General features: G+C 71.5%; 27 protein-coding genes and 1 pseudogene. 13 read left to right on the top strand and 15 right to left on the bottom strand.

Annotated elements, in window-relative coordinates; all coding sequences use genetic code 11:
• Positions 1-69: 69 nt before the first annotated feature.
• Positions 70-984 carry a L,D-transpeptidase family protein gene (locus KBX00_RS13600; protein ID WP_301547885.1) on the top strand — a complete coding sequence of 305 codons (915 nt, stop codon included), beginning with the start codon at positions 70-72 and terminating at the stop codon, positions 982-984.
• A 39-nt stretch (positions 985-1,023) separates the two neighbouring features.
• On the opposite strand, the gene KBX00_RS13595 is transcribed toward KBX00_RS13600, so the two are convergent.
• From KBX00_RS13595 to KBX00_RS29295, 3 genes and pseudogenes are all read right to left on the bottom strand, one after another.
• Positions 1,024-3,045, bottom strand: a complete 2,022-nt coding sequence (locus KBX00_RS13595; RefSeq protein ID WP_210826818.1) for a hypothetical protein — start codon at positions 3,043-3,045, stop codon at positions 1,024-1,026.
• Positions 3,042-3,299, bottom strand: a complete 258-nt coding sequence (locus tag KBX00_RS13590; RefSeq protein ID WP_210826816.1) for a hypothetical protein — start codon at positions 3,297-3,299, stop codon at positions 3,042-3,044. The genes KBX00_RS13595 and KBX00_RS13590 overlap by 4 nt, the downstream gene beginning before the upstream one ends.
• Positions 3,300-3,415: 116 nt before the next feature.
• A pseudogene (locus KBX00_RS29295) lies at positions 3,416-3,715 on the bottom strand (DivIVA domain-containing protein); the annotation flags it as partial.
• A gap of 354 nt (positions 3,716-4,069) precedes the next feature.
• On the opposite strand from KBX00_RS29295, the gene KBX00_RS13580 reads away from it, so the two are divergent.
• From KBX00_RS13580 to KBX00_RS13550, 7 genes are all read left to right on the top strand, one after another.
• The gene (locus KBX00_RS13580; protein ID WP_210826813.1) at positions 4,070-4,948 is read left to right on the top strand and encodes a helix-turn-helix transcriptional regulator; all 879 of its coding nucleotides are present in this window, start codon (positions 4,070-4,072) and stop codon (positions 4,946-4,948) included.
• Positions 4,941-5,153, top strand: a complete 213-nt coding sequence (locus KBX00_RS13575) for a DUF397 domain-containing protein (protein WP_210826811.1) — start codon at positions 4,941-4,943, stop codon at positions 5,151-5,153. The genes KBX00_RS13580 and KBX00_RS13575 overlap by 8 nt, the downstream gene beginning before the upstream one ends.
• 169 nt (positions 5,154-5,322) lie before the next feature.
• Positions 5,323-5,583, top strand: coding sequence for a hypothetical protein (locus KBX00_RS13570; protein ID WP_210826809.1), 261 nt, complete (start codon positions 5,323-5,325; stop codon positions 5,581-5,583).
• Positions 5,584-5,599: 16 nt separating this feature from the next.
• A complete protein-coding gene (locus KBX00_RS13565; protein WP_210826807.1) occupies positions 5,600-6,238 on the top strand; it encodes a hypothetical protein in 639 nt (212 codons plus the stop codon).
• Positions 6,235-6,882: a hypothetical protein gene (locus tag KBX00_RS13560; RefSeq protein WP_210826806.1), complete on the top strand. Its 648-nt coding sequence runs from the start codon at positions 6,235-6,237 to the stop codon at positions 6,880-6,882. The genes KBX00_RS13565 and KBX00_RS13560 overlap by 4 nt, the downstream gene beginning before the upstream one ends.
• A 74-nt stretch (positions 6,883-6,956) precedes the next feature.
• The gene (locus KBX00_RS13555; RefSeq protein ID WP_210826805.1) at positions 6,957-7,403 is read left to right on the top strand and encodes a hypothetical protein; all 447 of its coding nucleotides are present in this window, start codon (positions 6,957-6,959) and stop codon (positions 7,401-7,403) included.
• A gap of 120 nt (positions 7,404-7,523) precedes the next feature.
• Positions 7,524-8,495: a hypothetical protein gene (locus KBX00_RS13550; protein WP_210826804.1), complete on the top strand. Its 972-nt coding sequence runs from the start codon at positions 7,524-7,526 to the stop codon at positions 8,493-8,495.
• A 13-nt stretch (positions 8,496-8,508) separates the two neighbouring features.
• Here the strand turns inward: KBX00_RS13550 and KBX00_RS29670 are convergent, their stop codons facing one another.
• Together KBX00_RS29670 and KBX00_RS13540 are read right to left on the bottom strand one after the other, a co-directional pair.
• Positions 8,509-10,590, bottom strand: a complete 2,082-nt coding sequence (locus KBX00_RS29670) for a prolyl oligopeptidase family protein (RefSeq protein WP_210826802.1) — start codon at positions 10,588-10,590, stop codon at positions 8,509-8,511.
• A 310-nt stretch (positions 10,591-10,900) separates the two neighbouring features.
• Positions 10,901-12,166, bottom strand: coding sequence for a glycosyltransferase (locus KBX00_RS13540; protein WP_210826800.1), 1,266 nt, complete (start codon positions 12,164-12,166; stop codon positions 10,901-10,903).
• A 420-nt stretch (positions 12,167-12,586) separates the two neighbouring features.
• Here KBX00_RS13540 and KBX00_RS13535 point away from each other — a divergent pair, with 420 nt between their 5' ends.
• Positions 12,587-13,726, top strand: coding sequence for a site-2 protease family protein (locus tag KBX00_RS13535; protein ID WP_210826799.1), 1,140 nt, complete (start codon positions 12,587-12,589; stop codon positions 13,724-13,726).
• Between the two features lie 17 nt (positions 13,727-13,743).
• Here the strand turns inward: KBX00_RS13535 and KBX00_RS13530 are convergent, their stop codons facing one another.
• Both KBX00_RS13530 and KBX00_RS13525 read right to left on the bottom strand, forming a co-directional pair.
• Positions 13,744-14,298, bottom strand: a complete 555-nt coding sequence (locus KBX00_RS13530; RefSeq protein WP_210826797.1) for a Uma2 family endonuclease — start codon at positions 14,296-14,298, stop codon at positions 13,744-13,746.
• Positions 14,299-14,357: 59 nt separating this feature from the next.
• A complete protein-coding gene (locus KBX00_RS13525; RefSeq protein WP_210826794.1) occupies positions 14,358-15,593 on the bottom strand; it encodes a D-arabinono-1,4-lactone oxidase in 1,236 nt (411 codons plus the stop codon).
• A gap of 59 nt (positions 15,594-15,652) precedes the next feature.
• Between KBX00_RS13525 and KBX00_RS13520 the strand changes: the two genes are divergently transcribed.
• Positions 15,653-16,081: a hypothetical protein gene (locus KBX00_RS13520; protein ID WP_210826792.1), complete on the top strand. Its 429-nt coding sequence runs from the start codon at positions 15,653-15,655 to the stop codon at positions 16,079-16,081.
• 267 nt (positions 16,082-16,348) lie between these two features.
• Here KBX00_RS13520 and KBX00_RS13515 read toward each other — a convergent pair whose 3' ends face one another.
• The 6 genes from KBX00_RS13515 to KBX00_RS13490 form a co-directional block, all read right to left on the bottom strand.
• Positions 16,349-17,278, bottom strand: a complete 930-nt coding sequence (locus KBX00_RS13515) for an LLM class F420-dependent oxidoreductase (protein WP_210826790.1) — start codon at positions 17,276-17,278, stop codon at positions 16,349-16,351.
• A 209-nt stretch (positions 17,279-17,487) separates the two neighbouring features.
• Positions 17,488-18,183: an ABC transporter permease gene (locus tag KBX00_RS13510; protein ID WP_210826789.1), complete on the bottom strand. Its 696-nt coding sequence runs from the start codon at positions 18,181-18,183 to the stop codon at positions 17,488-17,490.
• Positions 18,180-19,100, bottom strand: coding sequence for an ABC transporter ATP-binding protein (locus tag KBX00_RS13505; RefSeq protein ID WP_210826788.1), 921 nt, complete (start codon positions 19,098-19,100; stop codon positions 18,180-18,182). The genes KBX00_RS13510 and KBX00_RS13505 overlap by 4 nt, the downstream gene beginning before the upstream one ends.
• On the bottom strand, positions 19,097-19,468 hold the full coding sequence (locus KBX00_RS13500; RefSeq protein WP_301547884.1) for a GntR family transcriptional regulator: 372 nt from the start codon (positions 19,466-19,468) through the stop codon (positions 19,097-19,099). The genes KBX00_RS13505 and KBX00_RS13500 overlap by 4 nt, the downstream gene beginning before the upstream one ends.
• A 138-nt stretch (positions 19,469-19,606) precedes the next feature.
• Complete coding sequence (locus KBX00_RS13495; RefSeq protein WP_210826787.1) at positions 19,607-20,644, bottom strand: hypothetical protein; 1,038 nt, start codon at positions 20,642-20,644, stop codon at positions 19,607-19,609.
• On the bottom strand, positions 20,644-20,913 hold the full coding sequence (locus KBX00_RS13490) for a hypothetical protein (protein WP_210826786.1): 270 nt from the start codon (positions 20,911-20,913) through the stop codon (positions 20,644-20,646). The genes KBX00_RS13495 and KBX00_RS13490 overlap by 1 nt, the downstream gene beginning before the upstream one ends.
• Before the next feature lie 270 nt (positions 20,914-21,183).
• Here KBX00_RS13490 and KBX00_RS13485 point away from each other — a divergent pair, with 270 nt between their 5' ends.
• From KBX00_RS13485 to KBX00_RS13475, 3 genes are all read left to right on the top strand, one after another.
• Positions 21,184-21,546 carry a YciI family protein gene (locus KBX00_RS13485; RefSeq protein WP_210826785.1) on the top strand — a complete coding sequence of 121 codons (363 nt, stop codon included), beginning with the start codon at positions 21,184-21,186 and terminating at the stop codon, positions 21,544-21,546.
• Positions 21,543-22,790 carry an RNA polymerase sigma factor gene (locus KBX00_RS13480; RefSeq protein WP_210826968.1) on the top strand — a complete coding sequence of 416 codons (1,248 nt, stop codon included), beginning with the start codon at positions 21,543-21,545 and terminating at the stop codon, positions 22,788-22,790. Before KBX00_RS13485 ends, KBX00_RS13480 begins: the two co-directional genes overlap by 4 nt.
• 108 nt (positions 22,791-22,898) lie before the next feature.
• The gene (locus KBX00_RS13475) at positions 22,899-23,588 is read left to right on the top strand and encodes a dihydrofolate reductase family protein (protein ID WP_210826784.1); all 690 of its coding nucleotides are present in this window, start codon (positions 22,899-22,901) and stop codon (positions 23,586-23,588) included.
• Positions 23,589-23,613: 25 nt separating this feature from the next.
• Here KBX00_RS13475 and KBX00_RS13470 read toward each other — a convergent pair whose 3' ends face one another.
• Together KBX00_RS13470 and KBX00_RS13465 are read right to left on the bottom strand one after the other, a co-directional pair.
• A complete protein-coding gene (locus KBX00_RS13470; RefSeq protein ID WP_210826782.1) occupies positions 23,614-24,852 on the bottom strand; it encodes an acyl-CoA thioesterase/bile acid-CoA:amino acid N-acyltransferase family protein in 1,239 nt (412 codons plus the stop codon).
• Between the two features lie 42 nt (positions 24,853-24,894).
• Positions 24,895-25,791: an aminoglycoside phosphotransferase family protein gene (locus KBX00_RS13465; protein ID WP_307868592.1), complete on the bottom strand. Its 897-nt coding sequence runs from the start codon at positions 25,789-25,791 to the stop codon at positions 24,895-24,897.
• Positions 25,792-25,918: the final 127 nt, after the last annotated feature.

Below are 25,918 nucleotides of genomic sequence, written 5' to 3'. Positions count from 1 at the left end.
GCAATAACCTCATGATCACGCTCAGGTGTTCGGGGGGAGTTTGGGTGGTTTGGGGGATAGGATGGGTTCATGGGGTTTTTGGGGGTTCTGGGGTCGCGGGGGCGGCGGGGGGTCGCCGTCGGGGTGGGCGTGGCGGTGCTGATGGGTGGGGCCGCGTACACGGGGTGGGCGCTGACGCCGACGCCCGGGGCGGTGCCGGTCGCCGGGCCCACCGGTGACACGGTGCTGCCGACGGCGGAGGTTCCGCCGTCCGCCGACGCCGAGCGGGTGCTGCCCGCCGCACCGGCACCGAACGGGCTGCCGGAGATCGACTATGACCCGGCTCCGGCCGGTTTTCCCGACGACCCGGACGCCCTGGACGCCGCACCGCTGACCCGCGGCCTGCATCCGACCCGCAGGATCGCGGCGTACGACGCGCCCGGTGGCCAGCCGCTGGCGTTCCTGATGCCGACGATCAGCGAGGTGGAGCTGACCGTGCCGATCGCCCGCCGGGAGTCCGGCTGGACGGCGGTGCTGCTCCCCTCGGCCAACCGCAAACTGGCCTGGCTACCACCCGGCGGCTTCCGCACGGTGGCACTGCGCGACCAGATCGTGGTGGAACGGACCCCGTTCCGACTGACCTGGTACCGCGACGGCACCGCGCAACGATCCTGGCGGATCAGCCTCGGTCAACGCGGCCAGGAGACCCCGCTCGGCCGGACCTTCGTGCTGGGCCGCACCCCACCGCCGGAGTCGGTCTACGGCGGGGTGGACATCTACGCCCTCGGCTCGATCCCCGACGATCTGGACTCGGTACCGGCCGGGCTGCGCGGTGCCCACATCGGCATCCACACCTGGTACCACGACGGCGAGCTGGGCCAGCAGACCACGAACGGCTGCATCCGGCTGACCGCCAGCGGGCAGCGCCTGCTGCTGGAGAAACTACGTCCGGGCACGCCGGTGGTGGTCATCGACGAACTGCCGGCCCCACCCGCCACCGCCTGAGCCCGTGGTCGGGAAACCGCCGGTGGACCATCCGCTGACTCACAACCGCAGGGCGGACACCGCGTCGCCGAGCGTGGCGGCCCGGGCGAGCGGCTGGACGCAAGCGCCCTCGGCCAGCCAGAGCCGACAACCCGCTCGGTCGAACGACGCCACCACCGCCTGCCCGACGTAGTGCCGGCCGACCTGGCGCAGCAGCGGAGCCGGGTCCGGCACCGGAGGTGACGGTGTCGCCTGCGGCGCGGGCACCGGTCGATCCGGCTCCCGGGGCACGGCGGCGAGCAGGTGACTGTCGAGGTGTGCCACGCAGCGGGCCACGGCCAGTTCGACGCTGGCACAGAACGGGAACTCCGCCCCCACCTCGGCGTCCCGGGCCAGCAGTCGCACGTCCCACCGCTCACCCTGGATCTTCGTCGGATCGCCCACGTCGAGCCGGTGATCGCAGTAGGTGAGCACGGCGGCCAGGTCGAGGGCGTGGGCGAGCCGCAGCAGGTCGGTCAGCGGCGGCGCGTCCGGCACGGCGGCCAGCACGAACAGCCGCGCCCCGGGCAGCCCCGCGCCGATCCGCTCGACATGCCGGCGGGCCGGCTCGACGGCGGGGTCGAAGACGGTCACCGTACCGTCGAGCAGGTCCTGGTCGACGGTGCTCTCCTGGCCGAGCAGGGTCAGGTCGACCGGACGTACCCCAAAGGTGCCGGCGTGCCGGGCCAGCCGCCAGTGCGCGCCCAACTGGCACACCGGCGTGCCGTTGGGTTGATGGCCGACCACCGGAGCCGGCTCCCCCGGCACCGGCCGCCACGTCTCGTGCCGCACCCGCCGCAGGTCGGCGACGGTCACCGTCAGCGCCGCCGGGATCCGACCGCCGTCGCGGCAGGTGAAGCAGGCCAGACCCGACGGGGCGAAGCCGGCCCCGGAGCAGCGCCCGCAGTTCGCGTCGGCACCGGACGTACCGATGCGGCAGTGGCACCGGCGCAGCCGGGTGCCGGGCCGACAGTCCGGGCAGGGCCGGTGCCCGATCGGCTCGCCCCACCAGGCCGGGTCGGGCGGCTCCCGGTCACGCCGCACGGCCTCCCGCACATACCGGACGATCTGGCCGGTGTCCCGCTCGTGTAGTTCCTCGACGCTGCCGGCCGGGCGCAGCGGGGTGTGCCACCAATCGCCGTCGCGCCAGATCGCCTGTGCCCCGGGCGCGTCGCCGGCCAGGTCCGCGAGCATCTTCCGGGTGAGCCGGTCAAGGTCGACCGCTTGAGGTACGCCGACCGCCGGCACCGGCCGCACCGTGTACGCGGGCGCGTGCCGCCCCCGCTCGTCCAGCCCGTCCAGAGCGCCGACGACCGTGGTGCCGGCGACCGCCGAGGCCAGGTCGGCCGGACCGCTGGCCCGATTCTCGTCCGGCACCGCCGAGCCGGGCAGCTCGTAGCGGATCTGCCAGGTCAGCCAGTCGTGCCGACGACGGGCGTCCACCACCAGGTCGAGGCGCAGCAGATCCGCCAGACCACAGAGCCGGGCCAACTCGCGCCCCGGATCGGGCGGCGGCGGCAGCTCGCCACCGCGTCCCACGTAGACCCGCCACGGGTCGAAGTCCTGCCCGACGAGGGCCGCCGCCTCCATCGCCCACCGCTGCCGCTCCGGCAGGTCGGGCCGCCACGCCTTCGGGAACCAGCCCAGCAGGTCGTCCGGATCTCGCCCACCCCAACGCGGACGCAGCCCGCGCACCCCGACCGTGTCGGCCAACTCGGCGACCACCGGACCGGCCCGCCACACCCGTTCGGCGTCGACCGGCGGCAGCGACCCGCCCGGCACCAGCCGCCGCGACGCCGCCGCACCGGTGTCCAGGTTGACCACGGTCACCACGAGCTGCGCCCGCCGCCGCCCACCTTGCCCACACCGATGGCACGGCTGCGCCACGCTGCCGTCACCGCCGCAGACCTGACATCCGGAGTACGTCTCGTCGCGATACCGGTCCCCCTCGACGAGAATCCGGTCACCGCCGGAGGCGCACTGGCACCGCCGCACCTGGAAGCCCAGCCCCGAGCACTCGTCACAGTCGATGGTCATGCTCATCGCCTGCCACCCAGCCGCCGGGCGCACGCACCGTCGTGGTCGGCCCGCAGCAGGCACCGCCCGCCGGCCGGCAGCCGCAGGTCACAGAAGACCCGATGGCGTACGCCCTGCTCGTCCTCGACCGACACGGTGGTCTCCCCCGGGTCGGCCTGCGGCAGCACCGACGCCCACCGGGCCACCACCCGGGCCAGCCGCTGCGCCGCGAGCAGGTCGGACGCGGTCACCGGCAGGTGTACCACCCACCGCCCGTTCACCGATGCCGTCCCTGATTCGCCGGCCGCTGGTGAGGCTCAGCCTGGTTCACGCTTGCCTGGTTGAGGCTTGGCTGGTTGAGGCTTGGCTGGTTGAGGCTTGGCTGGTTGAGGCGTGCCTGCCGCGCCTGGGCCTGCTCGGACTGCCACCGCCGCAACGCCTCCCTCACCTGGGCCGCCTCCCGGTCGGCCACCGCCACCTGCCGGTACGCCGCCTCCAGGTCACCGGCCACCCGGTCGAGGAACTCGGTCACCTCCACCGGGTCGTAGCCGCGCCGACCCAACCGGAACCGCCGTTCCCGCACCTGCCACGGGCGCAACGGCCGGTAGGTCGCCGCCCGGTAACAGGTGCCGCTGTCGTACCGCTCGCCGCGCTGATTGCTGTGCCGGCCGGCTCGCCGCCGGAGTGAAATGCGCATGGCAGACCTCGCTCTCGTTCGCGTTGGCGGTGTGGATGGCGGGTCCATCGGCCCGCCGCGCGCCGACGGACCCGCCGGCACCTGCCACCGCAGCCCCCATCGGCAGTACGGCAACAGGGCAGACATGACCCTGAGCAGCGGTTCCACAGTGGCCGTGGAGAGAGTGAAGCACCGGCTTGATTGAAATGCAACGTCTAACGAACGACTTCTGATCGGCTTTGTCTTGCCAAGGAACACTCCCTGTGAAATGTCTATTGTTTTTGATACATCGTGGCTGTTTAATCACACAGAGGCACGTCGACAATGGCCACGACAGCGGAGGCACGAGTGTCACAGGCAGTAAGCGGAACGACGATGCTGCGACGCCAGATCGGCCGGAAACTGGAAGCCCTCCGCAGGGCGGCCGGGCTCACCATGGAGCAGGCCGCCGAGGATCTGGACCGGGCACGCGCGACCCTGCACCGGATCGAGAACGGCGCGGAGAACGTCCGCTTTCGGGCCGCCGACGTCAAGGAGATGCTGAACCTCTACGGTGCGTCCACCGAGGATGCCGAGCTGCTGCTGGCGATGACCGCCGCCACCCGCGAGAACAAGAACTGGTGGCACGACTACATCGGCTCCGGCCTGCCCCGCTGGTTCCAGCTCTACATCGGACTCGAAGAAGCAGCGACGAGCATCCGTCACTACCGGCCCGAACTGGTTCCGGGACTCCTCCAGACCCGCGCCTATGCCACACAGGTGTTCGAGATGCCTGGCGGCGCGATCGACCCGCGAGCCGATGAGGAGCGAGAGCGTGCCATCCAACTACGGATTGACCGCCAGGCGCTTCTCACCCGTTTCGCACCTCCGCAACTGAGCGTGATACTGAACGAAGCCGTACTACGTCGCCCGGTCGGCGGTGGCGCTGTCATGATCGAACAACTTGACCAGATCTTGAAGGCAATGGAACTACCCAACGTAACCGTTCGCGTGCTGCCATTTTCGGCAGGGCTGCACGCTGGTGCTATGTCCGGAGCTTTCTCGATCATCAACTTCCCCACGGACAACTCCGGTAAGGACGTGGAGCCGCCAGTGACCTACCTGGAATCAGCGACCGGAGCGATCTACCTCGACAAGCCGCATGAGACCGCCGCCTACAACACGATCTGGGCCGACATGACGGGGCACGCCCTCGACGAGGCCCGGTCAAAGAGCCTGATCCGCCAGATCGCAGAGGAGTACTCCCGTGCTTGACCTGACCGGCGCCACCTGGCGAAAGTCCACCCGCAGCAACAACGGCGGCGAGTGCGTGGAGGTCGCCGACAACCTGATCGGCGTCGTCGGGCTACGGGACAGCAAGGATCCCTCTGGCCCGGTCCTCGCGTTCCATCCGGCGGCATGGGCCGCCTTCGTCTCCGGTGTGAAGCAGGAGACGCCCGGCACCCGACCCGGCCAGTAGCCGGATCACGGCCGAACCTCCGGCACCGGTCCAAAAGCCCGAGAACTTGATGGCAGACGGAAGTATCTAGGTCCGTATGACCGATCAGCGACCGAGTGCTGACGGAACGTGCATGATCCGGTACGGTCGCTGCGAACATGCTCGATGCTCACGGGGAGGAGCCGTCGCGGTGGCGTCGATTGAGGAGATCAAGGCCGGCATCAACCGGTTCGGCCAGCAGACGCAGCAGAGCGTCGTCCAGCTTCGCGCGGTGCACGACTCGCTGGAGCAGAGCCTCGCGCTGTTGCAGGCCGTCACCGCCGGGACGAGTCACCCTGCGGTCGGCCAGGCGATCAGCCAGATCGAACAGGTCAAGGCCAAGCTCAACGAGGCTTCGCAGCTCGCGAACGGCGCGGTCGAGACGACCCAGCGATACGCCGCCGGCTTCTGACACCCGAGAGGTACCCATGCCACGCGTCATCATCCCCGTTGGCCTGTCCATGGGCCCTCGATACCGCTATGTCCGCCCACCGGACCCGATCCCCGAGTGCTACGAGATTCACCTCGGCGACGACCTCATCGAGTTGACCGAGACCGAGGCGGCGGTCTGGGCGGCGGCGTACGTTGACGCGGAGCGCCACGCCAAGCTCGAAGTCAACCGCGAGTCGCTGATCCGGCTGCTGGAAACCGCCCCAAATCCGGAGCCCCAGGCTACCCGCCTGGTCGACAGCCTGATCGCCCGTGGCCTGCTCGTGGAGTTCGACACCGACGGCGACCTCGAACCAGTCTTCCGCCGCCACAAACTCCTCCCCCTCGGAGAAGGGCTCGGCTCCACCCCCGAGGAGCCCCACCTCCACCGCATCGGCCACGCCGGCCAACCCAAGGTCGCCGTGCCAGTGCAGGTCTACTCGCAGTGGTCGTATGCCTTCCTACATCCGAACGTCTGGGAGGCATGCATCTACTACGCAGACGAGTCGGAGGAACGGGAGGAGGGTGAGGACGTGCTCGGCCTAACCCCGCACGAGGTCGCTCGGGACACTGCCCTGAACCTTCCGCTGATGGTCACCACAGGTTGCGCATTCCTGGACCCTGTCATCACGACATGAAATACGGACGTAAGCGACGCAGGGAGCAGAAAAAGGAGCGGCCGTTCGCGCGGCGGTTGAAGTACGAGAGCGCCAAGGAAGCGCTCGGCAAGATGGTCGAGTGGGGCGGGGCCGGCGTCGGCATGCTGGTCGGTCTCGCGGGCGCCAAGTATGGGGTGCCTGTATCCCCTGCCGTCGCCTCGACCGGCGGAGCGATCATCGGTGGCATGGTCGGCTCGCAGGGCAAGGCGATCGTGGTGGCCGGCCTTGACCACCTTCGTGAGCGGCGCGACCAGAGAGAGGCTGCCACAGCAGCGAGTGCACCTCACCGAGGACGACTCCGAAGAAGAGGCAGCAATGGCGTAGCCGGAAGCCTTAACACACCACGGCCGCGAGGAGGCTCAGCCAGCATCGCCGGGCAGGTGATCGGCGGGCTTGACAACGTGGTGGGGCAACTCGACCGGGCGTCGCGGCAGCTCGCCAAGATTCACCGGACCATGTGGGCCAGCCAGAGCGCCCTCAATGCGGTCCTGGCCGGCGGGCGACCAGAGGTCGTCGGGGCTGTGGACACCGCGCTGTCCACCGCCCGCGGCCTCGTGCACGACTCGTCCGGGATGCTCACCGGCTCCGCCAAGATCGTCGGTAACTACCGCGACAGACTTTGACGCTCACGGCCGGAGCGTGACTCGTTGCACCTCGGCGCTCGTCACGAAGTGGCGGTCCGAGTCGTCGTGCAGGTATGAGCATCAAGAGCAAGCGTGCGATCGTCGGGCTGCTCGCTGTGACGGCTGCGGTCGTCGGCGTGTGGGCGGCCGCCTACCCCCAGTCGTTCTACACCGATTTTCCCTGGCCGGGGCGAAACTGGGTCTCCGCGCTCGGGCCGTACAACGAGCATTTGACCCGCGACGTCGGTGCCCTGTACCTGGCGTTGCTCGTGCTCAGCGTGATGGCTTGGCGGCGACCGACGCCGTCCGCGCTGCGGATGGCCGGCGGCGCCTGGCTGATCTTCACTGCGGTGCACTTTCTCTGGCACTCCCTGCACTTGCAGGTCTACCCACCAGCGGACCAGGTCGGCAACGTGATCGCGCTCGGCGGCAACCTAGCGCTGGCCGTTCTGCTGCTGCTACCGGACCGTCCGCTCGCGGCTCAACAGCACGACGCCGTCAGGCAGGACCAGCCGTCCTGACGGCCCGCGTGGCGGCGTTGGAGGTGGGATGGGGCGACAGCGAGCTGGCGGGTCGTGCAACCCAGAGCGGTGGATGGTCGTCTGAGTAGGTGACGGTGTCGGCGAGCACGGGGGGTCGTGATGATCGGGCGGGCAGCAGCGTCACTCGCATGCCTGGCGGTGCTGGTCGCCGGCTGCGCCGAGGCGGTGCCGGTCGGTGACGCGCCGGCCGGTCCACAACGATCCTCCGGGCCGGTCGACGTGCATCTCGCCTGGGAGTCGTGTGCCGCCGCCGGAGCCGACGGTGGCGACCCGGTCGGCAGCCAGGGTACGCTCGCGGCTCCGCTGCTCGGTGACGATTTCGTGCCGGTGGCGGCAGTCATCTGCCGCAGTGGGCCGCAGCCGCGACCCGCTGGCGGATCGGAGCTGGTTGCCGTCGAGGAGCGGGCCGACGATGTGACCACGCTGGTGGCGGCACTACGGCTGCCGGACGCCGAGCGGACGGACGGCCCGTGCACCGCAGACCTGCCGTTCGTGCCGTGGCTGGCGCTACTGGACGCGCGGGGCCGGTGGATCAACCCTGGTGTGCCGACCGACGCCTGCGGAAAGCCGCGTCAGGAGTTTCGCGCCGCCTACGACCAGCTGCGGACCGAGCGGGTCGCCACCCGGGTGCTGCGCGAACTGGAGTCGGACGAGGCCGTGGCCAGCGGGTGTGCCCAGCAGTGGGCCGACATGGTGTGGGTGACGGGCGAGTTCGGCGGCGGCCAGGGCAGCGCGCCGGTCGCGTTGCCCCCCGCCGACGCCGAGGTTCGCGTCTGCGTCTATCAGGTGCCGGTGAGCGAGCGGGGCGGCGGCAAGCCGGCCGGAGAGTTCGAGTCGGGCGGCACTCTGCCGGGCCGGACGTGGGCCGCGATCAGGCGGGAACTGACAGCCACTGCCCCGGCTGCCACCTGCGACTCGCCGGCCAGCCGCTTCGCGGTACTGCACCCGCCGACCGGGAACATCTACGTCGAGGCCGATGGTTGTCGGCGAGCCCTGATCGAAACCGGCACCGGACCGAGTGCCCTGCGGCACGGCAGCACCGACCTGATCGACCTCGTGTTCGATCGATGACAGTGCGATCCGGTCACCGGGTCACACCCGGGGACGCGACGCGGGCGGGCACGACGTCGGGTGCGGGGGCCAACCGTCGCCAGAGGAACTCCAGCGACAACGCCTCGATGAAGGCGCGCTGTTCGTTGTTGGCCGCCGCGCCGTGCCCGCCCTCGACGTTCTCGTAGTACGACACGTCGTGACCGTGCTCGCGCAGCCGGGCGGTCATCTTGCGGGCGTGCCCGGGATGCACCCGGTCGTCGCGGGTCGAGGTGACGAACAGGACCGGCGGGTACCGTACTCCGCCGCGCACGTTGTGGTACGGCGAGTAGTCCCGCAGGTAGGCCCAGTCCTCCGGAACGTCCGGGTCGCCGTACTCCGCCAGCCATGAAGCACCGGCCAGCAGCCGGTGGTAGCGGCGCATGTCCAGCAGCGGGACGTTCGCGACCACGGCGCCGACCAGCGACGGGTAGCGGGTCAGCATCGCCCCCATCAGCAGGCCGCCGTTGCTGCCGCCCTCGATGCCCAGCATGGCCGGCGTGGTGATGCCCCGGGTCACCAGGTCGGTCGCCACGGCCGCGAAGTCCGCGTACGCCTTCGGTCGGTGCGCACGCAGCGCGGCCCGGTGCCATCGCGGGCCGTACTCGCCACCGCCCCGGATGTTCGCGACCACGTAGCTGCCGCCGCGGGCGAGCCATCCCCGGCCGACGACGCCGTCGTAGCCGGGGGTGAGAGACACCTCGAAGCCGCCGTACCCGTGCAGCAGCGTCGGCCCGGCGGGCGCGGCCGGGTCTCCGACCACGAAGTACGGCACCCGGGTGCCGTCGACGGAGGTGGCGAAGAACTGGCGTACCGCCAGGTTGTCGGTGGCGAAGAACGCCGGTGCCCGCTTCAGCGTCTCGACGCCGCCACCGACCTGCCCGAGTCGCAGCGTGGCCGGTTGGAGGAAGCTCTCCGAGGCGACCAGGTAGGCGTCGTCGCGGTCCGGGTCGGTCTCGACGAGGCAGCCCTCCTCGTCCACCGGCACCCCGGGCAGCGGTTCGCGCCGCCAACCGTGCGCGCCGGGGGTGAGCACCTCCAGCCGGCTGCGGACGTCGGTGAGGGTGGTCAGGATCAGGTGGTTGCGGGTCCAGGCGGAGCCGCCGAGCGACGTGTGCTCGTCGGGCCGGAACAGCACCTCGAAATCCCGGGAGCCGGTGAGGAGGTCGGCGAACCGGATCGCCAGCAGGGCCCCCGCCGGATGCGTCAGCTCCCCCACCCGCCAGGGCGTACGCGGCTGGACCAGCAACCAGTCCCGGTGCACCCCCCATTCCGCGTCCTCGGGCACCGGGATCCGGACCCGCTGTCCTGCCCCGGTCAGCAGGAAGCTCTCGGAACGGTAGAAGTCGAGACTGCGGCTGACGAAGTCGCGTTCGAAGCCGGGCGTCAGGTCGCGCCAGCCGTACGCCCCGACGTCCACACTCGACGCCTCGTAGACGACCTCGGCGTCGGTGAGCGGCGTGCCCCGCCGCCAACGCCGCACCACGCGGGGATACCCGGAGTCGGTGAGCGAACCCGGGCCGAGGTCGGTGCCGATCCAGACGTGGTCGGCGTCGATCCAGCAGACACCGGTCTTGGCCTCGGCGACGCTGAACCCGCCGTCGACGAAGGCCCGGTCGGCCAGGTCGTACTCGCGCACCACCACCGCGTCCGCGCCGCCCCGGGACAGGCTGACCAGGCAGCGTCGATGCTGCGGCGGCAGGGTCGCGGCACCACCCCAGACCCAGTTCTCGCCCTCCCGCTCGGCCAGCGCGTCCAGGTCGAGCAGGACGTCCCACTCCGGTTCCGGTCGGCGGTACTGGTCGAGCGTGGTACGCCGCCACAGCCCGCGCGGGTGGGTCGCGTCGCGCCACAGGTCGTAGTAGAAGCCGTCGCCGCGCCAGGCCGGGTACGGGATGCGGTCGTCCGCGTCGAGCACCTGCCGGATCTCGGCCTGCCGGGCGGCGAACGCCGGGCCGCCGGTCAGCGCCGCAACAGTCTCGGTGTTGCGCTCGCGGACCCACGTCGCCGCCTGCGGGCCGTCGAGGTCTTCGAGCCAGAGGTACGGGTCTTGGCTGTCATCGGTCGAGGTCGCCACCCTCGAACTATGGCTGACGACCGCCGCGAAGCCTCATCCGGCCGCTGTCGAGATGGCGACTGGCGTCCGAATGGCCTCGACGGGGCGGTGGGACAGCAGTACGCGGGCGCGGATATGCGCTCGTCACCCGCGGCACCGGGTGGAGCGGGATTCCGCGCGAGCGACTGAACCAGGTGATCGCCGATGCCGCTGTCACGGTCTTCCCGTACCAGCCGCAGTTCAGCGGCTACGGCGGCGCGTGCGGCTGATGCCGGACGCCGTGCCCGACTCTGCGGCCTGGTGCGCCGTCTTCAACGCCGGCGCGAAGCGATCACGAGGTTGCGGAGGGACGATCCTGAGAACAGTCGCGCACCGACCTACCGACACGGTGCGCTTCGGCGAGGATCTGCGAGCCGTACCGGTGCCACATGCCGCGCAGCCTCGGCGTGATGACCACCAGGTCGACCGACTGGTCCCGGATCGGGGTACGCAGGCCCAGCGCGTGATGAGTCTGGTGCGGCCGGTCACGGGCCGCCTCTGCCAGCACCTCCGCGTCGAAGTCGACCAGGGTCCCGGTTGCCAGCGACGCCGGCACCGCGGCTCCGCATCCGAACACGGCGACGCTCGACCCGGTCGGCATCCCGCGGACGGCCGCGTCGATGACACCGTCAACACGCAGGTCGCGGGACTGCTGCTGCCAGTCGACCAGGCTCTGGTAGCGCCGATGCAGGTCCAGCGAGTCCTCCTCGACCAGCCAGTCCCCCGTGGCGAACCAGGCCCAGTTCAGCTCCAGGGCCGGCTCCGGGAACTTGCCGAGCATCCGCAGCGCGTTCCGGGTGACGCTGGCCGAGTTGGCGGCCGGATTGCGAGGATGGGGGTACTCGATGGCCCACGCCTCGCGGCCGACCACGAAGCGCGTCCCGCGCTTGTACAACCGCAGCCCGAGGTCGAGATCCTCGACTCCCCAGCCCCGATAGCCCTCGTCGAAGGCCCCGACCTGCCAGAAGTCGTCGGCGTGTACTGACATGTTCATGCTCCAGAACATGATCCACGGCAGCGCCAGCGCATTGGCATCGAAGTCGACCATGGCGAACTGACGATGCCGGGTGTCCAGGAAGCTCGGATCGTCGCCGTAGCGCGCCCGCACCTTCTCCGGCGTCAGGGCCGCCACCGCATCCGCCAGGCCGGGTGTCGGGTCGAATGGCCGGTAGCCGTAGGTGTAGCCGATCACGGCAGATGACGCGGAGCCGTCCCCGGCGGCGCCAGTGTGCAACCCGTGGTGTCCCCGGACGAAGTCGGGGCCTGCCACCGTGCCGGCGTCCAGGAACACGAGGATGGGCGCGGTCGCCAGGCGGGCCCCCGCGTTGCGTGCCTCAGCCGCGCGGGCGCCCTGATCCTCCTGATAGTGGTAGCGCAGGTTGAGCCGGGTCGCGAAGGCGCGGATCACCTCGGCGGTCTGGTCCGACGATCCGTCGTCGGCGACGACGACCTCGAAATCGTCGATCGGCGTACGTTGCCCGGCGAGCGAGGACAGGGTGCGCGCCAACTCGGCGGCGCGGTTGTAGGTGGGAATCACCACCGAGACGAGCGGGCTCATTCGCCAGCGCTCCCCACGCAACCGCCGACCCGAGCGGTGGAGCGCGCCTCGAAGGTCTGCCGGACGAGATCGCTCGCCGTCGCCACGGAGGCCGGGTTGGATCGCACCTCACCCACCACTTCGTCACTTACCAGGTCACGGAGCCAGCAGAACTACGCCTTTCCGGCCTCGGCACACCGGATCGCCCACTCCCACCGGATGGAATTGGGCAATGCGAGATAAACACGATCGACCTCCGGATCGCCAGCAGGTCGGCGTACGAATCGTGATTCCGAAGGATTCCGAATTGGCGCGCCACCGCTTTGGCCCGCCGCGAGCTGGGCAGCCGACCCGGCTGGGGACCGACCTGCTCCGACGTCAGCATCAACCGATGACCCTCGGCCCTGGCATGGGAACGGGCTACGGGGGTATGACCGAGACATGAGGGCGAGTTTCCGGCTCGGCCGGATCGTGGGCGTACCGGTCGGGGTCAACTGGAGTGTCCTGGTCATCTTCGCGCTGATCTGGTGGGGGCTGTCGGCAAACCTGTTCCCCGAGTCGTACCCGGATCGGTCCGTGATCGCGTACCTGCTGGCCGGGCTGACCGCCGCGGTGGTCTTCTTCCTCGGCCTGCTCGCCCACGAGGTGTCCCACGCGGTGGTGGCCAAGCGCAACGGCCTGGGCGTGCAGGGGATCACCCTGTGGCTCTTCGGCGGGGTCGCCGAGCTGCGCGGCGAGGCCCGCTCCCCCGGCGCCGAGCTGCGCATCTCCGGGATCGGCCCGCTGGTCAGCCTGATCATCGGCGTCTTCTTCGGTGCCATCGCGATGCTGCTCGCGCTGGCCGGGGTGCAGGGGTTGCTGCTGGGGGTGATGGCCTGGCTCGGCGGCATCAACCTGCTGCTGGCCGTGTTCAACATCCTGCCCGCCGCACCGCTGGACGGCGGTCGGCTGCTGCGGGCGGCGGTGTGGAAGGCCACCGGTGACCGGACCCGCGCCACCGTGGTGGCGGCCCGGGCCGGCTGGGTCCTCGGGCTGGCGCTCATCGGGTTCGGGTTGTGGCGGTTCCTCTCCGGCACCGGTGTCGGCGGGCTGTGGCTGGCCCTCATCGGCTGGTTCCTGATCGGCGCGGCCACCATGGAGGAGCGGCAGGCCCGGGTGGGCGACGCGCTGCGCGGCATCCGGGTCGCCGACGTGATGACCCCGCAGCCGCAGACCGCCTCCGGCGAGCTGACGGTAGCCGACTTCGTGGACAACTACCTCTTCGCGTACCGGCACACGGCGCTGCCGCTGATCGAGGACGGCCGGCCCGTCGGGCTGGTCACCCTCGACCGGGTACGCGGCGTGCCGTCCGGCGAACGGGGCAGCACCACCCTGGCGGCGGTGGCCTGCCGCGCCGACGACCTGGTGCTCGCCTCCCCCGACGAGCCGCTTACCGACCTGCTGCCCCGGCTCAGCGACTGTGCCGACGGCCGGGCGCTGGTGGTCACCGACGGCCGCCTGGTCGGCATCGTCTCCCCCAGCGACATCAGCCGCGCCGTGCAGCGCAGCAGCATGCGCGACCAGCTCACCACCGGCCGCTGACCGCCGACTGCGCTGACTCAGTCGAGGTGGTCGGCCGGGGCGGTCTGCAACAGCCAGGCCAACGGCATGCGGGCCTGCTCCACGTACCGCCCTTCGCCGCCGAGTTCGTGCAACGTGACCGTCTGCGCGCCGTCCCGGTCCACCACCCAGTACCGGGGGATGCCGGCTAGGGCGTACTCGCGCACCTTTGTCACCGAGTCCATCGCCTCGGAGCCGGGCGACACGATCTCGATCACGAGTGCGACGTCCGCCACCGCCGACCACACGCCACGCCGGGGTGGTTTGCGCCAGACGCTGAGGTCCGGGATCCGGCCACCGTTTCCGTCCGGACCAGGGATGCGTACGCCGACCGCCTGGAGCACCTGTTCCGCCGGCCAGCCCGCCATGATCAGCCAGGCGAACAGTCGGCTCGCGATCGTCGCGTGCTCCGAGTCGGGCGGCGGCATGACCGACAGGACCCCCTCGGGGCTGGTCTCGTAACGATGACCGTTCGCGTCGGCGGCGTTCATCGCCGCCACGTCGTCGAGCGTCACGACGGCGGGCATGTGCATGCCGACTGCCTCAGCGCTCATGGGCTCATCCTAGTTCGGTGTTCGGGCACGTTCACCAGGCCACGCCACGCCGATCCTCGTCAGCGGGGCAGCAGGTGGTCGAGTTCCTCGGTGCGGAATGTGCCCTCCGGGTCGAGGCGGGCCACCAGGTCGGCGAAGTCGGCCCAGCGGGGATAGGTGGCGGCGATCGTCGAGGTCGGCATGGTGAAGACCTTGCCCCAGTGCGGCCGGGGCGCGAACGGGGCAAGCGCCCGCTCGACCTCGGCGAGGACCGGCCGCACCGCCGCCGCGTCGGCGATCCAGGTGAAGTGCACCGCGAGGCTGTCGCGGCCGTACTGCGGGCTGAGCCACAGCTCGTCGGCGGCGATGGTACGCAGCTCGCTGGTCTGCGCGACCGGGGCGATCAGGTGCGCCACCTGGTCCAGCGCGGCGAGCGCGTCGGCGGCCACCGCGCGGGGCAGGTGGTACTCGGACTGCAACTCGTCGCCGTTGCTCGGCGTGAAGCCGAGCCGGAAGTGCGGCAGCCGCTCGTGCCAGGGACCGGGCACGCCGAGCTGCTCGGTGCAGTTGACCACCGGCATGCCGGGCACCGGATGCCAGGGCCGGTCGGCCGCCGTGGTGCCGAGCCAGTCCGCCGGGGGCGCGGGCTGGTCCGCGAGCTGCTTGCACCAGACCTGGGTGCCGCGGGTGGAGCGCCAGTCGGTGAAGACACTGACGCTGTACGCCGAGGCGAGCGCCGCGTCCAGCGCCTCGCGGGGCAGGTCGAGGCGGACGTACTGGCGTATCTCGAAGGTCGGCACCACGTCGAGGGTGAGCCGGGTGACGATGCCCAGCGCGCCGAGGGAGACCACCATGCCGGCGAAATCGGGGTCGGTGCGGTCCACGGTGCGCAGCTCACCGGCGGCGGTGACCAGTTCCAGACCGGCAACGGCGGTGGCCAGGTTGCCGACGGTCTCGCCGGAGCCGTGGGTGCCGGTGGCGACCGCGCCGGCCACCGAGATGTGCGGCAGCGAGGCGAGGTTGGCCAGCGCGTACCCCCGCTCGTGCAGCCAGGTGGCCAGGTCGCCGTAGCGCAGCGCGGCCGGCACGTGCACCACCCGACGCCGCTCGTCCAGCTGTGGAGTGCCCGGCAACCCGGCCAGCGTGACCAGGTCCCCGGTGGTGTCGCCGAGCCGGTTGAAGGAGTGCCCGCTGCCCACCGCCCGGAGCCGGTCGCTGCCGGCGACCAGCTCCCGCAGCTCGTCGATCGACGACGGCCGGTGGTACGCGCGGGCCGCGTACTCGACGTTGCCGGCCCAGTTGCGCTGCGTCGACACTTCCGACCCCCTCTGCCCGCCGGCGGTTACCGCCGGTCTCGTCGGGGAACCCTACGCCGATGAGCAGCTACCGTGATCCCGCCCCTCGTGGCGACGTGTACCCCTCCGAGGAGGAGATCGACCCGGCCGGCAACGGCGTGGAGCCCGGCACCGGTCCCGCCGGCATCGTCGACGGCTCCCCGGTCACCTGGTCCGCTGCCGGGCCGTGGGCGAGCCAGCCCGATCCGCAGCCCAGCCCCACCCCGGAGCCGGTGCCGGAGCCGCCGCCCGCCCCCGGCCCGCCGCCTCGGGTCGAGGCCGGCGCCCGGTCGATCGTGACCCGGCACATGGACGGTTCGGTCCAGGTGGTCACCGACTTCGACGGCGACGGCGTGGCCGACCAGGTGCAGTTCGACCTCGACGGCGACGGGCTGCCGGACGTCACCTACCTCGACCGCGACCGCGACGGCCAGCTCGACACCGTGCTGCGCGAGGAGCACCGGGTCTGACGCGCCGCCTGCCCGGCACCCGGCTGGCCCGCCCGCAGGGCCGCCCCGGCTGGCCCGGCTGGCCCGGCCCGCAAGGCCGCCCCGGCTTGCCCGGTCAGGCGGGCGACCGCTGGGCGAGATCGACTCCGATTGCGGCATGCCGGTGTCTCCGGACACCGCTGATACCCCGGCTTGCCGCAATCGGAGCCGCGCCGGAGCCGCACCGCGCCGCGCCGCGCCGCGCCGGGGCCGCCTGCGCCGTGCCAGGGCCGCCCCGCGTCGGGCCGGTCAGAGCTGCCGCATCACCTCGGTGGCGACCAGGTCCAGATGGTCCAGGTCGGTCAGGTCGAGGACCTGGAGGTAGAGGCGCTGGCTGCCGGTCTCCGCGTACCGGCCGATGGTGTCGACGACCTCGGCGGGTGTGCCGGCGAGGCCGTTGACGCGCAGCTCGTCCGGTTCGCGACCGATCGCCGCGGCCCGCCGCGCCACCTCGGCGTCGTCCCTGCCGCAGCAGAGCACCAGCGCGTTGGACCAGGTCAGCTCGGCCGGATCGCGACCGATGTCGACGCAGGCGGCGCGGACCCGCTCGAACTGGGCCACCGTCTCGTCGATCGAGACGAACGGCAGGTTGAACTCGTCGGCGTAGCGGGCGGCGAGTTGCGGCGTACGCTTCGCGCCCTTGCCACCGAGCAGGATCGGCGGGTGTGGGCGCTGCACCGGCTTGGGCAGCGCGGGCGAGTCGACCACCTGGTAGTGGCGGCCGGTGAAGTCGAACGTCCCGCCCGACGGGGTGCGCCACAGGCCGGTGATGATTGCGAGCTGCTCGTCCAGCCGGTCGAACCGCTCCCCCAGCGGCGGGAACGGAATCCCGTACGCCTGGTGCTCGGCGTCGTACCAGCCGGTGCCGATGCCCAGCTCGACCCGTCCGCCGCTCATCTGGTCGACCTGCGCGACGGTGATGGCGAGCGGGCCGGGCAGCCGGAACGTCGCGGCGCTCATCAGCGTGCCGAGCCGGATGGACCGGGTGTCCCGGGCCAGTCCGGCCAGGGTGGTCCAAGCGTCGGTGGGGCCGGGTTCGCCGCTTACCGATCCCATCTTCAGGTAGTGGTCCGAGCGGAAGAAGGCGCCGAAGCCGGTCTCCTCGGCTCGTCGGGCCACGGCGAGCAGGTCGTCGTAGCTGGCACCCTGCTGAGGTTCGGTGAAGATCCGCAGTTCCATGGGTCGAGCATAGAAAGCCACCGACTGTAGCGCTCAGGGACGCTCACCGGTCGCTTCCGACACTGGGTCACCGACACCTGGCGCTGGCCTCACCTGGCACCGGCGGCACCGTGCGGCCCCTCCCGATCCCCGATCGGGAGGGGCCGCCCCCGTCCACGGTGCGCCGAGGTGCCGGCGTCCACCCGTCTCGGACGCCGACACCTCGACGGTCAGGGCGTCGCGCGTCGGATGGTCAGGTAGCTGAGGCCGGCGAGCAGCAGGGTGAGCAGCGCCGGCCAGCCGACCAGTAGCGCCCACCCGGGCTGGTCGACGAACCAGCCGCCGATCGCCGACCACCAGCCCCGCCAGGTGGCGAGCACGACGAGCCCACCGATGCCGGCCAACGCGACGGTGCTCAGCATCAGCAGGCCGTTGACGCCCCAGCGCTTGAAGACCAGCGCGATGGCGATGCCGATGAAGCCGAGCAGCAGGAACGGGATCGCGAAGCCGAGGAACCGCAGCACCGGATTGTCCACCAGCAGGAAGGGGATGCCGAAGAAGGTCAGGTTGACGCCCCACCCGTCGGTGGCCTCCTCGATCACGGCCAGCAGGTAGAGCACTGCCGCGTAGCTGATCGCCTGCCCGAGGTAGTTGAGCACGTTGCCGAGGTAGAAGCTGCGGCGTGAGACACCCAGCCCGAGCGCGAACGGGAAGTCCTGGGTGATCGCGTTGACGCTGGCGACGAACATCACCACGTAGATGCTCATCAGCCCACCGGTGGTCGGCTCGAAGTCGTCGGCCTCGTTCATCGCGCTGAACAGGGCCAGGTTGATGAGGAAGCTGAGCGCGAGGATCCCCCACGGCCAGCCGACCACGCTGCGCCAGGCGACGAACTGGAGCCGGGCCACGGTCAGGGCGCGGTTCATCGGACAGCCTCCTTGTCTGCCGCGGCGGCGCTACCGGCCGCGCGTCCGTTGTGCGAGGTGGTCAGGCGTACGACGATGTCCTGCAACGAGGACGCTTCGAGGTCGAGGCCCAGGGACCGGGCGCGGTCGTGCGCGGCCGGGCCGAAGTCGCCGCGTACGGTGGCCCGGGCCGTGCCACCGAGCGAGGCCCGGTGCAGTTCGCTGCCGGTACGGGCGAACTCGTCCACCGCCGCGACCGGGCCGGAGACGGTGACCACCTGGCCGCGCAGCGCCTCCGCCTCGACGTCGAGCAGCAGCCGGCCCTGATCGATCAGCAGGACGTGCTCGATCAGGTCGCTGACCTCGTCGATGAGGTGGGTCGACAGCACGATGGTGCGGGGATGTTCGGTGTAGTCGGCCAGCAGGTGGTCGTAGAAGAGCTGCCGGGCCACGGCGTCCAGGCCCAGGTAGGGCTCGTCGAAGAAGGTGAGTGGGGCCCGCGAGGCGAGCCCGACGACGATGCCGAGCGTGGAGAGCATGCCACGGGAGAGCTTGCGGACGTTGCGCCCGAGCGGCAACTGGAACACGTCGACGAGTCGCTGCGCGAACTCCTCGTCCCAGTCGGAATACACCAGGCGGGCCGCCCGCAGGACGTGCGTGACCCGCAGGTTCGACGGATAGGTCTGGCTCTCCTTGATGAAGGAGATCCGGGAGAGCACCTGCTCGTTCTCGTACGGATGCTGCCCGAAGACGCTCACCTCGCCGCTGGTGGCGAAGTTCTGCGCGGTGAGGATCTGCATCAGGGTGGTCTTGCCGGCCCCGTTGCGCCCCAGCAGGCCGTGGATCCGATGCTCGGCGAGCGAGAAGCTGACCCGGTCCAGGGCGGTGACCCCCTGATACCGCTTGGTCAGGTCGGTGACGCTGACGACCGCGCTCATCGGCTCTCCTCCCAGGTGTCGATCATGCTCTTGAGTTCGGCCGGTTCGATGCCGAGCTTGCGCGCCTCGGTCAGCAGCGGCCGGACGTACTGCCGGGCGAACTCGTCGCGGCGCCGGCCGCGGAGCTTCGCTCGGGCGCCGGAGGAGACGAACATGCCGATTCCTCGCTTCTTGTAGAGAGTTCCGTCGTCGACCAGCTTGTTGACCCCCTTGGCGGCGGTCGCGGGGTTGATCCGGTGGTAGGCGGCCAGCTCGTTCGTCGAGGGCACCTGGTCCTCCTCGGCGAGGGTCCCGTCCAGGATCGAGTTCTCCAGCAGCTCCGCGATCTGGAGGAAGATCGGCCGACCGTCCTCCATCACGTCCACCATCCCCAGTCACCACACTGGTTGGCTGGTTCATTACTCATGCAACTAACCATGCAACCAGAATGGTGCCGCTGTCAAGGGACAAACAGACGGCGGCCCCGTCCGGGCCGTACCGGACCGGGCCGCCCGCCATGCCTGGGATCAGCCGTACGGAGGGCGGGCGTACGCGGCCCGCAGCGCGGCCAGTCCGGTCGACTTCGGGCTGAGGGTGCCCCAGCCGGAGTTGAAGTAGTTCGTCCGGGCGATCAGGGGGCCGCGCTCGGCGTTGAGCCTGGCGATGGCCGGCGGCACGGTGGCGATCCAGGCCGCCTGGTCGGGGATCTCGATGGCCCGTACGCCCCACTCGGCGATCAGCACCGGACGGGACAACGCGACCGGGCCGAGATCGGCCACCGCCCAGTCCTTGGTGCGCCGGAACCGCTCCAGCGCGGTGTGGCTGGCACTTGTCGCGTAGACGTTCCACTGGAGGTGGTCCAGCCGGGACATCAGCGCCTCCGGGTGGGTGCGCCGGAAGCAGTCCCGGTTGAAGCCGCCGACCCCGACCGAGAAGGTGCTGCCCTGCACCAGCCCCTTGGCCCGGAACCAGTTGACGATGTACGTCACTGCCTGCACCGCACGGGCGTCCGACTCGGCCCAGGTGTACGCCTTGCCGGCCTCCGTGGTGCCGAACTCGTGATCGGTGTCCAGTTCGGAGGCGAGCTGGATGTTCACCCCGAAGCCCATGGTCCGGTACTGCGAAAGCGCCCGGGCGAACAGCCCGTCGCACTGCCCGGCGAGGACCTGGCCGTAGCCGTACGCCTTCGGCCAGATCGCGCCGGGCCGCTGCTGGATGGTCATCGCCGGAGCCGGCACGGTGTACCGCACCCCGTCCACGGTGAAGGTCTGCGGCCCGGTGTCGGGCGCGCCGTAGTGCTTCAGTTCGAGCACCATGTTGAGCTGCACCCCGGCCCGACCCAGCGTGATCAGCCAGGGCCGCTGGTAGCCGGGGAAGATGTAGGCGTCGGCGAAGCTGCGGTACTGGGTCAGCGACCGGAAGTTGCCGCCGGCCATGTCGGCCGTCGGATCCGCACCGCCGGAGAGGTAGTAGCCGCCCAGCACCGGTGGCAGCACGGTGTAGGCGACGCTGGCGGTGGCGGTCCGGCTGGCGGAGTCCCGCACGGTGACGGTCACCCGCGGCATCACGCCACCGCCCGGAAGACGGCCACCGCGCCGTTGTCGGAAACCCGGGACCAGGTACGCCCCGAGTCGTCGGCGACGGTGACGGTGAGCGGGTCGATCACGGCGGTCACCGAGACGGGGGCGCTGCGGTTGCCCTGCGCGTCGGCCACCGTGACCGTCACGGTGAGCCGCTGGTGGTCCGCGTCGCCGTAGTCGACGGTCAGCAGCATCTGCTCGCCGGGTGAGTAGGTGGTGGGGTTCATCGAGGCGTTGGCGGTGGGAGCGGCCATGGCAGCTCCTTCCTGGCTTGGTCGTCGCGACCAGCGATGCAGCACCGTCGGTGCGGCTGGTCGGCGACGGCGGGCCGGAGCCGGGTGGCGCGGCGGCGCGCCCCGGCGGGATCCGTGCTGGCGGCCGGCGGGACGTCGCGCCGCCCACCCGGCCGGAGGATCGGATGTGGCCCGCCATCCGCAGCCTCGCTACCTGCTACAACAATGCGTCGGGGCAGGCCACGCCGTCCTGTCCGTTTACGGACATATCGACTCTTATGGAGGCGAGACATGAAGTACCTGATGTTGATCTACGGCAACGAGGAGATCTGGGGCAGCCTCCCGGAGCGCGACCTGACCACCCTGATCGGTGAGGTGGACGCCTTCACCGGGGCACTGCGCGCCTCCGGCGAGCTGGTCGACGTGCAGGGGTTGGAGACACGTCCCCGGTCGGTGCGGATCGTCGCCGACACTCCGGTGGTCACCGACGGTCCGTACCTGGAAGCCAAGGAGTACGTCGGGTCGTACCTCGTGGTGGACGTCGAGGACGAGCAGCGGGCCGTGGAGATCGCCCGTGGCTATCCGGGTCTGCGGTTCGGCACCGCCAGCGGCGGCCTGGAGATCTGGCCGCTGATGACCGGGCCGAACCACTGAGCCTCGACGAGGCCACCGTCGACCTGCTGCGCCGGCTCGCGCCGCAGGTGCTGGCCACGCTGGTGCGCCGGTACGGCGACTTCGGCCGGGCCGAGGACGCCGTGCAGGAGGCGCTTGTCGCCGCCGTCGAGCGGTGGCCGCTCGACGGCGTACCCGAGCAACCGTCGGGCTGGCTGCACACCGTCGCCGCCCGCCGCTACGTCGACCGGGTACGCGCCGAGGCCGCCCGCACCCGCCGCGAACGTACGGCGCTGGACCTCACTCCCCGCGACGCGCTTGTCGCCCCGCCGCCCGACGCCGAGCCGCCCCGCGACGACCTGCTGGAGTTGTTCCTGCTCTGCTGTCACCCGGCGCTGTCCGCGCCCGCGCAGCTGGCCCTGACCCTGCGTGCCGTGGGTGGGCTCACCACCGCCGAACTCGCCGCCGCCTTCCTGGTGTCGGAGCGGACGATGGGGCAACGGATATCCCGGGCGAAACTACGCCTGCGGGAGGCGGGTGCCCGGTTCGCACCGCCGCCGGAGGGGGAACGTGCGGCCCGGCTGGCCGTCGTGCGCCAGGTGCTGTACCTGATGTTCAACGAGGGGTACAGCGCCAGCAGCGGCCCCCAGCTGCGCCGCGCCGACCTGAGCGGGCAGGCGCTGCGGTTGACGCGCCGGCTGCACGAGCAGCTGCCCGACGACGGCGAGACGACCGGCCTGCTCGCGTTGATGCTGCTCACCGAGGCCCGGGCGGCGGCCAGGGTGGACCGGAACGGCGAACTGGTGCCGCTGGCGGAGCAGGACCGCCAGCGCTGGGACCGGGCGGCGATCGCCGAGGGCTGCGCACTTGTCGAACGAAGTCTGGCCGCCAGGCCAGCGGGGCCGTACCGGGTGCAGGCCGCCATCGCGGCGGTGCACGCCGAGGCACCCAGCGCCGAGGCCACCGACTGGCCCCAGGTGCTCGCCCTGTACGGGGTCCTGGAGCAGATCGCGCCCAACCCGGTGGTCACGCTGAACCGGGCGGTGGCGGTGGGCATGGTCCACGGGCCCGCCGCCGGGCTGGCCCTGCTCGCCGAGCTGGAGTCGGGGCCGTTGGCCGGGCACCACCGGTTGCACGCCGTCCGCGCCCACCTGCTGGAACTCGCCGACGACCGGCCCGCCGCCGCCGCGCGGTGGCGGGCCGCGGCGCAGCACGCCGGCAGCGATCCCGAACGGCGGTACCTGCTGCGCCGCGCCGCCGGAGCGAGTGACCCGAGCCGTCCCTGATGTGAGCCAGGTCACCTCTGGCGCCGGTAGAACTGTGCCCTCCGGCTCCGATCCAGAGGTGGATCGGCGCCCACGGTGGGTGCCGTCGCATACGGGAGGAAGAAACACATGACGAAGGTGACCGCCCAACTGTCGGTGTCGCTGGACGGCTGCTACGCCGGCCCACAGCACGACGGCGAGGGCGACTGGCTGCGGTCGGCGGAGAGCCACGGGTTCTTCCGGGTGACCCGGTGGGCCACCGAGGCGATGGCGTGGCGCGAGCGGCAGGGTTTCGCCGGCGGCCGACACGACGCCGACTCCGAGATCATCGCCGAGTCGTTCGCCGCGGCCGGCGCGTACGTGATGGGTCGCCGGATGGCCGACGGTGGCGAGGTGCCGTGGGGCGACGAACCGCCGTTCCGCGCTCCGGTCTTCGTGGTGACCCACCGGCCCCGCCCGACGCTGCACCGTCAGGGCGGCACCAGCTTCACCTACGTCACCGACGGGCTGGCCAGCGCGGTCGCCCAGGCCCGGGCCGCCGCCGGTGACCGGAACGTCGCGGTGGCCGGCGGCGGCAGCCTGGTCCGGCAGGTACTGCGGGCGGGGCTGCTCGACGAGTTGGAGCTGCACGTGGTGCCGGTCGTCCTCGGTGCCGGGCTACGAATCTTCGACGACCTGGGTCTCGACGCCTTCGAGGCGATCGAGCTGACTCCCGAACGGGTGGTCGCCAGCCCGCACGTCACCCACGTCCGGTACGCGGTGCGCGGGCGCGCCCCGCTGGTCCTCGACGATCGCGGCCGGGGCACCGGCACCCCGTAGGCCGCGCCGTCAGCCGGTGGCGCCGTCAGAGGGTGGCGAGGAAGTTGAGCACCTCGGACCACCCGTCCCGGCGGGCGGCGGCGTCGCCGGCCCGGGAGCCGCCGTGGTTCTGCTCGCCGGTGCGCCCCTGGTGCACCGTCTTCGACGGCAGGTACGGGAAGGTACCCACGCCGTGACCGGCGTCCGGGTAGAGCAGCACCCGGTGGGGTGGACCGCCGAGGGCCAGCACCAGTTCGGCGGCGAAGGTCGGCGCGCGCCAGAGCAGGTCGTCCTCCCCGGCGATGGCCAGCACCGGTCCGTCGATCCGGTCGACCGGGATCCGGCCGGTCGGCACGGGTCGGCCGCGGTAGGTCCAGGCGGGCGCTCCCGAGTCCGGGTACCCGGGATGGACGACGCTGCTCGGGGCGTAGGCGACGACGGCGCGCACCAGGTCGGGGCGCTGTTGCGCAAGCAGCAGCGCGGCCTCGGTGCCGCGTGAGTAGCTCAGCACCGCCACCTCGCCACCGGAGTGCGGGGCGAGCAGTTCGGCGGCGGCGGCGAAATACTCAAGCGGGATGTTGTGCAGGCCGTCCGGCAGTTCAGGCGCTCCGAAGTAGCCCAGGCACAGCACCGGGTGCCCCCGGGAGGCGAGCAACGGCGCGTCGTACAGCCCGCCGACGCCGCCCTCCGAGCCACCGAACCACAGCACCCCGCGCCGTCGCGGCACGTCCGGCGGCGGCAGGACGAGCAGCCCGCGAACCCCGTCGGTTGCCCGGGTCAGCTCGGTGAACGAGACCTGGCCCGCCGTCCAGTCCCGCCGGACGGTGACGGCGGCCGGCTCGCGCCCGCCACCCACGGCCGACAGCCACACCGTGAAGTCACGCCGGACGTGCGGCCAGACCGGCGCGAAGTAGGAGGCGTCGCCGTCCAGCGGATCCATCGACCAGAACAGACCCATCGGGTCGACACCCGAGTAGGAGCCGTCGACCGGGGCGTCCTGGGACACGTCCACCACACCGTTGGCGTCGGCGACGAACGTCGCCTCCGCACGCCACCGGCGCCCCGCGTGGTCCTCGGCCTCGGCGGCGATCACCGCCCGTTCCCTCGCGGCCAGGCCGGTCACCCCTACCCGCAGCGGCTGGTCGGCGAGCGCCACGGCCGGCGTCACGTCCAGCCGCAGGCGCGCTGCTCCGCCACTGCCCCGGTCGCCGCCGAGCATGGCCGCGACGAGCAGCCCCACCAGGACGGCGGGCAGGATCCTGGACGTTCTCGACCAACGCGGCATCGACCACACCGTATTGCCGGTTGTCCACCTCCGCGACGGGTGCTATTCGGCGAGGATCGCCTGGAGGCGGGCCCGGCACTCGGCCACGAACTCCGGGTAACTGTGCTGGTAGTACGGAATTCCGCTGGCGGCCACGGCGATCGCCCAGGCGCGGGCGCGTATCCAGGTGGAGTCGTCCACGTCGATGGCGTCCCGGTAGGCGAGGCGGGCCTCGGGCGGCAGGTCCCACACCGGGGCGTGCTCGGCGTCGGGCAGGCCGACCGACAGGCCACCGAAGTCGATGACCGCGTGCAGCCTGCCGTGCCGTACCAGGAGGTTGGTGGGCCTCAGATCGCCGTGCAGCCACACCTGCGGCCCGGACGGCTCGGGCCGGGCGAGCGCCGCCTGCCACAGCCGCCCCAGGGTGTCGACGTCGATCTCCGCCCCGACGATCGCGCGGCAGTCGGAGAGGGCGCGGCCGACCCACTCGGCACAGGGCCGCAGGTCTCCCCCGCGGTACCAGCTCAGCTCGCCCGTGCGGGTCGCCCCCATGAGGTCGACGCTGTGCAACTCCCGCACCAGGGTCGCCAGGTCGGTGCCGAAGGCCGCCCAGTCCGAGACGGTTTGCGGTCCGGCCTCCTCGCCGTCGATCCATCGGTAGACCGACCAGGGCAGCGGGAAGGCGCTGGTGGGTACGCCGGTGTGCACCGGTTCCGGGATCCGGCAGGCGAGCCGGGGCGCCAGCCGGGGCAGCCAGCGCTGCTCCTTGCGCAGCGACGGCGCCTTGTCGGGGGTGCGCGGCAGCCGCACCAGCAGGTCGGCGCCGAGCCGGTACATGGTGTTGTCGGTGCCCGCGCCTGCCCGGGACAACGGCAGGTGTGACCACTGCGGACACTGCTGCGTCACCAACGAGCTGACGACATCCTCGTCGACCGGAATCTCACCCTGGTGCAGTCTCACGCCGAGATCCTCCCGCCGGGCGCTCGGGTGGGCCACCCAATTCTCCAGGCACCGGGGCGCGGGCCACCCGGTCGAGCCGGTGCCGGACACCCGTCCCGTCGGTTGTAGGCAAGCCGACTGTGACCTT

Source organism: Micromonospora sp. C95, from assembly GCF_018070465.1.
In the GTDB taxonomy this organism is placed as follows: Bacteria; Actinomycetota; Actinomycetes; order Mycobacteriales; family Micromonosporaceae; genus Micromonospora.
Note: the sequence above shows the minus strand (reverse complement) of the source record. Positions and strands in the feature narration are given on the sequence as shown.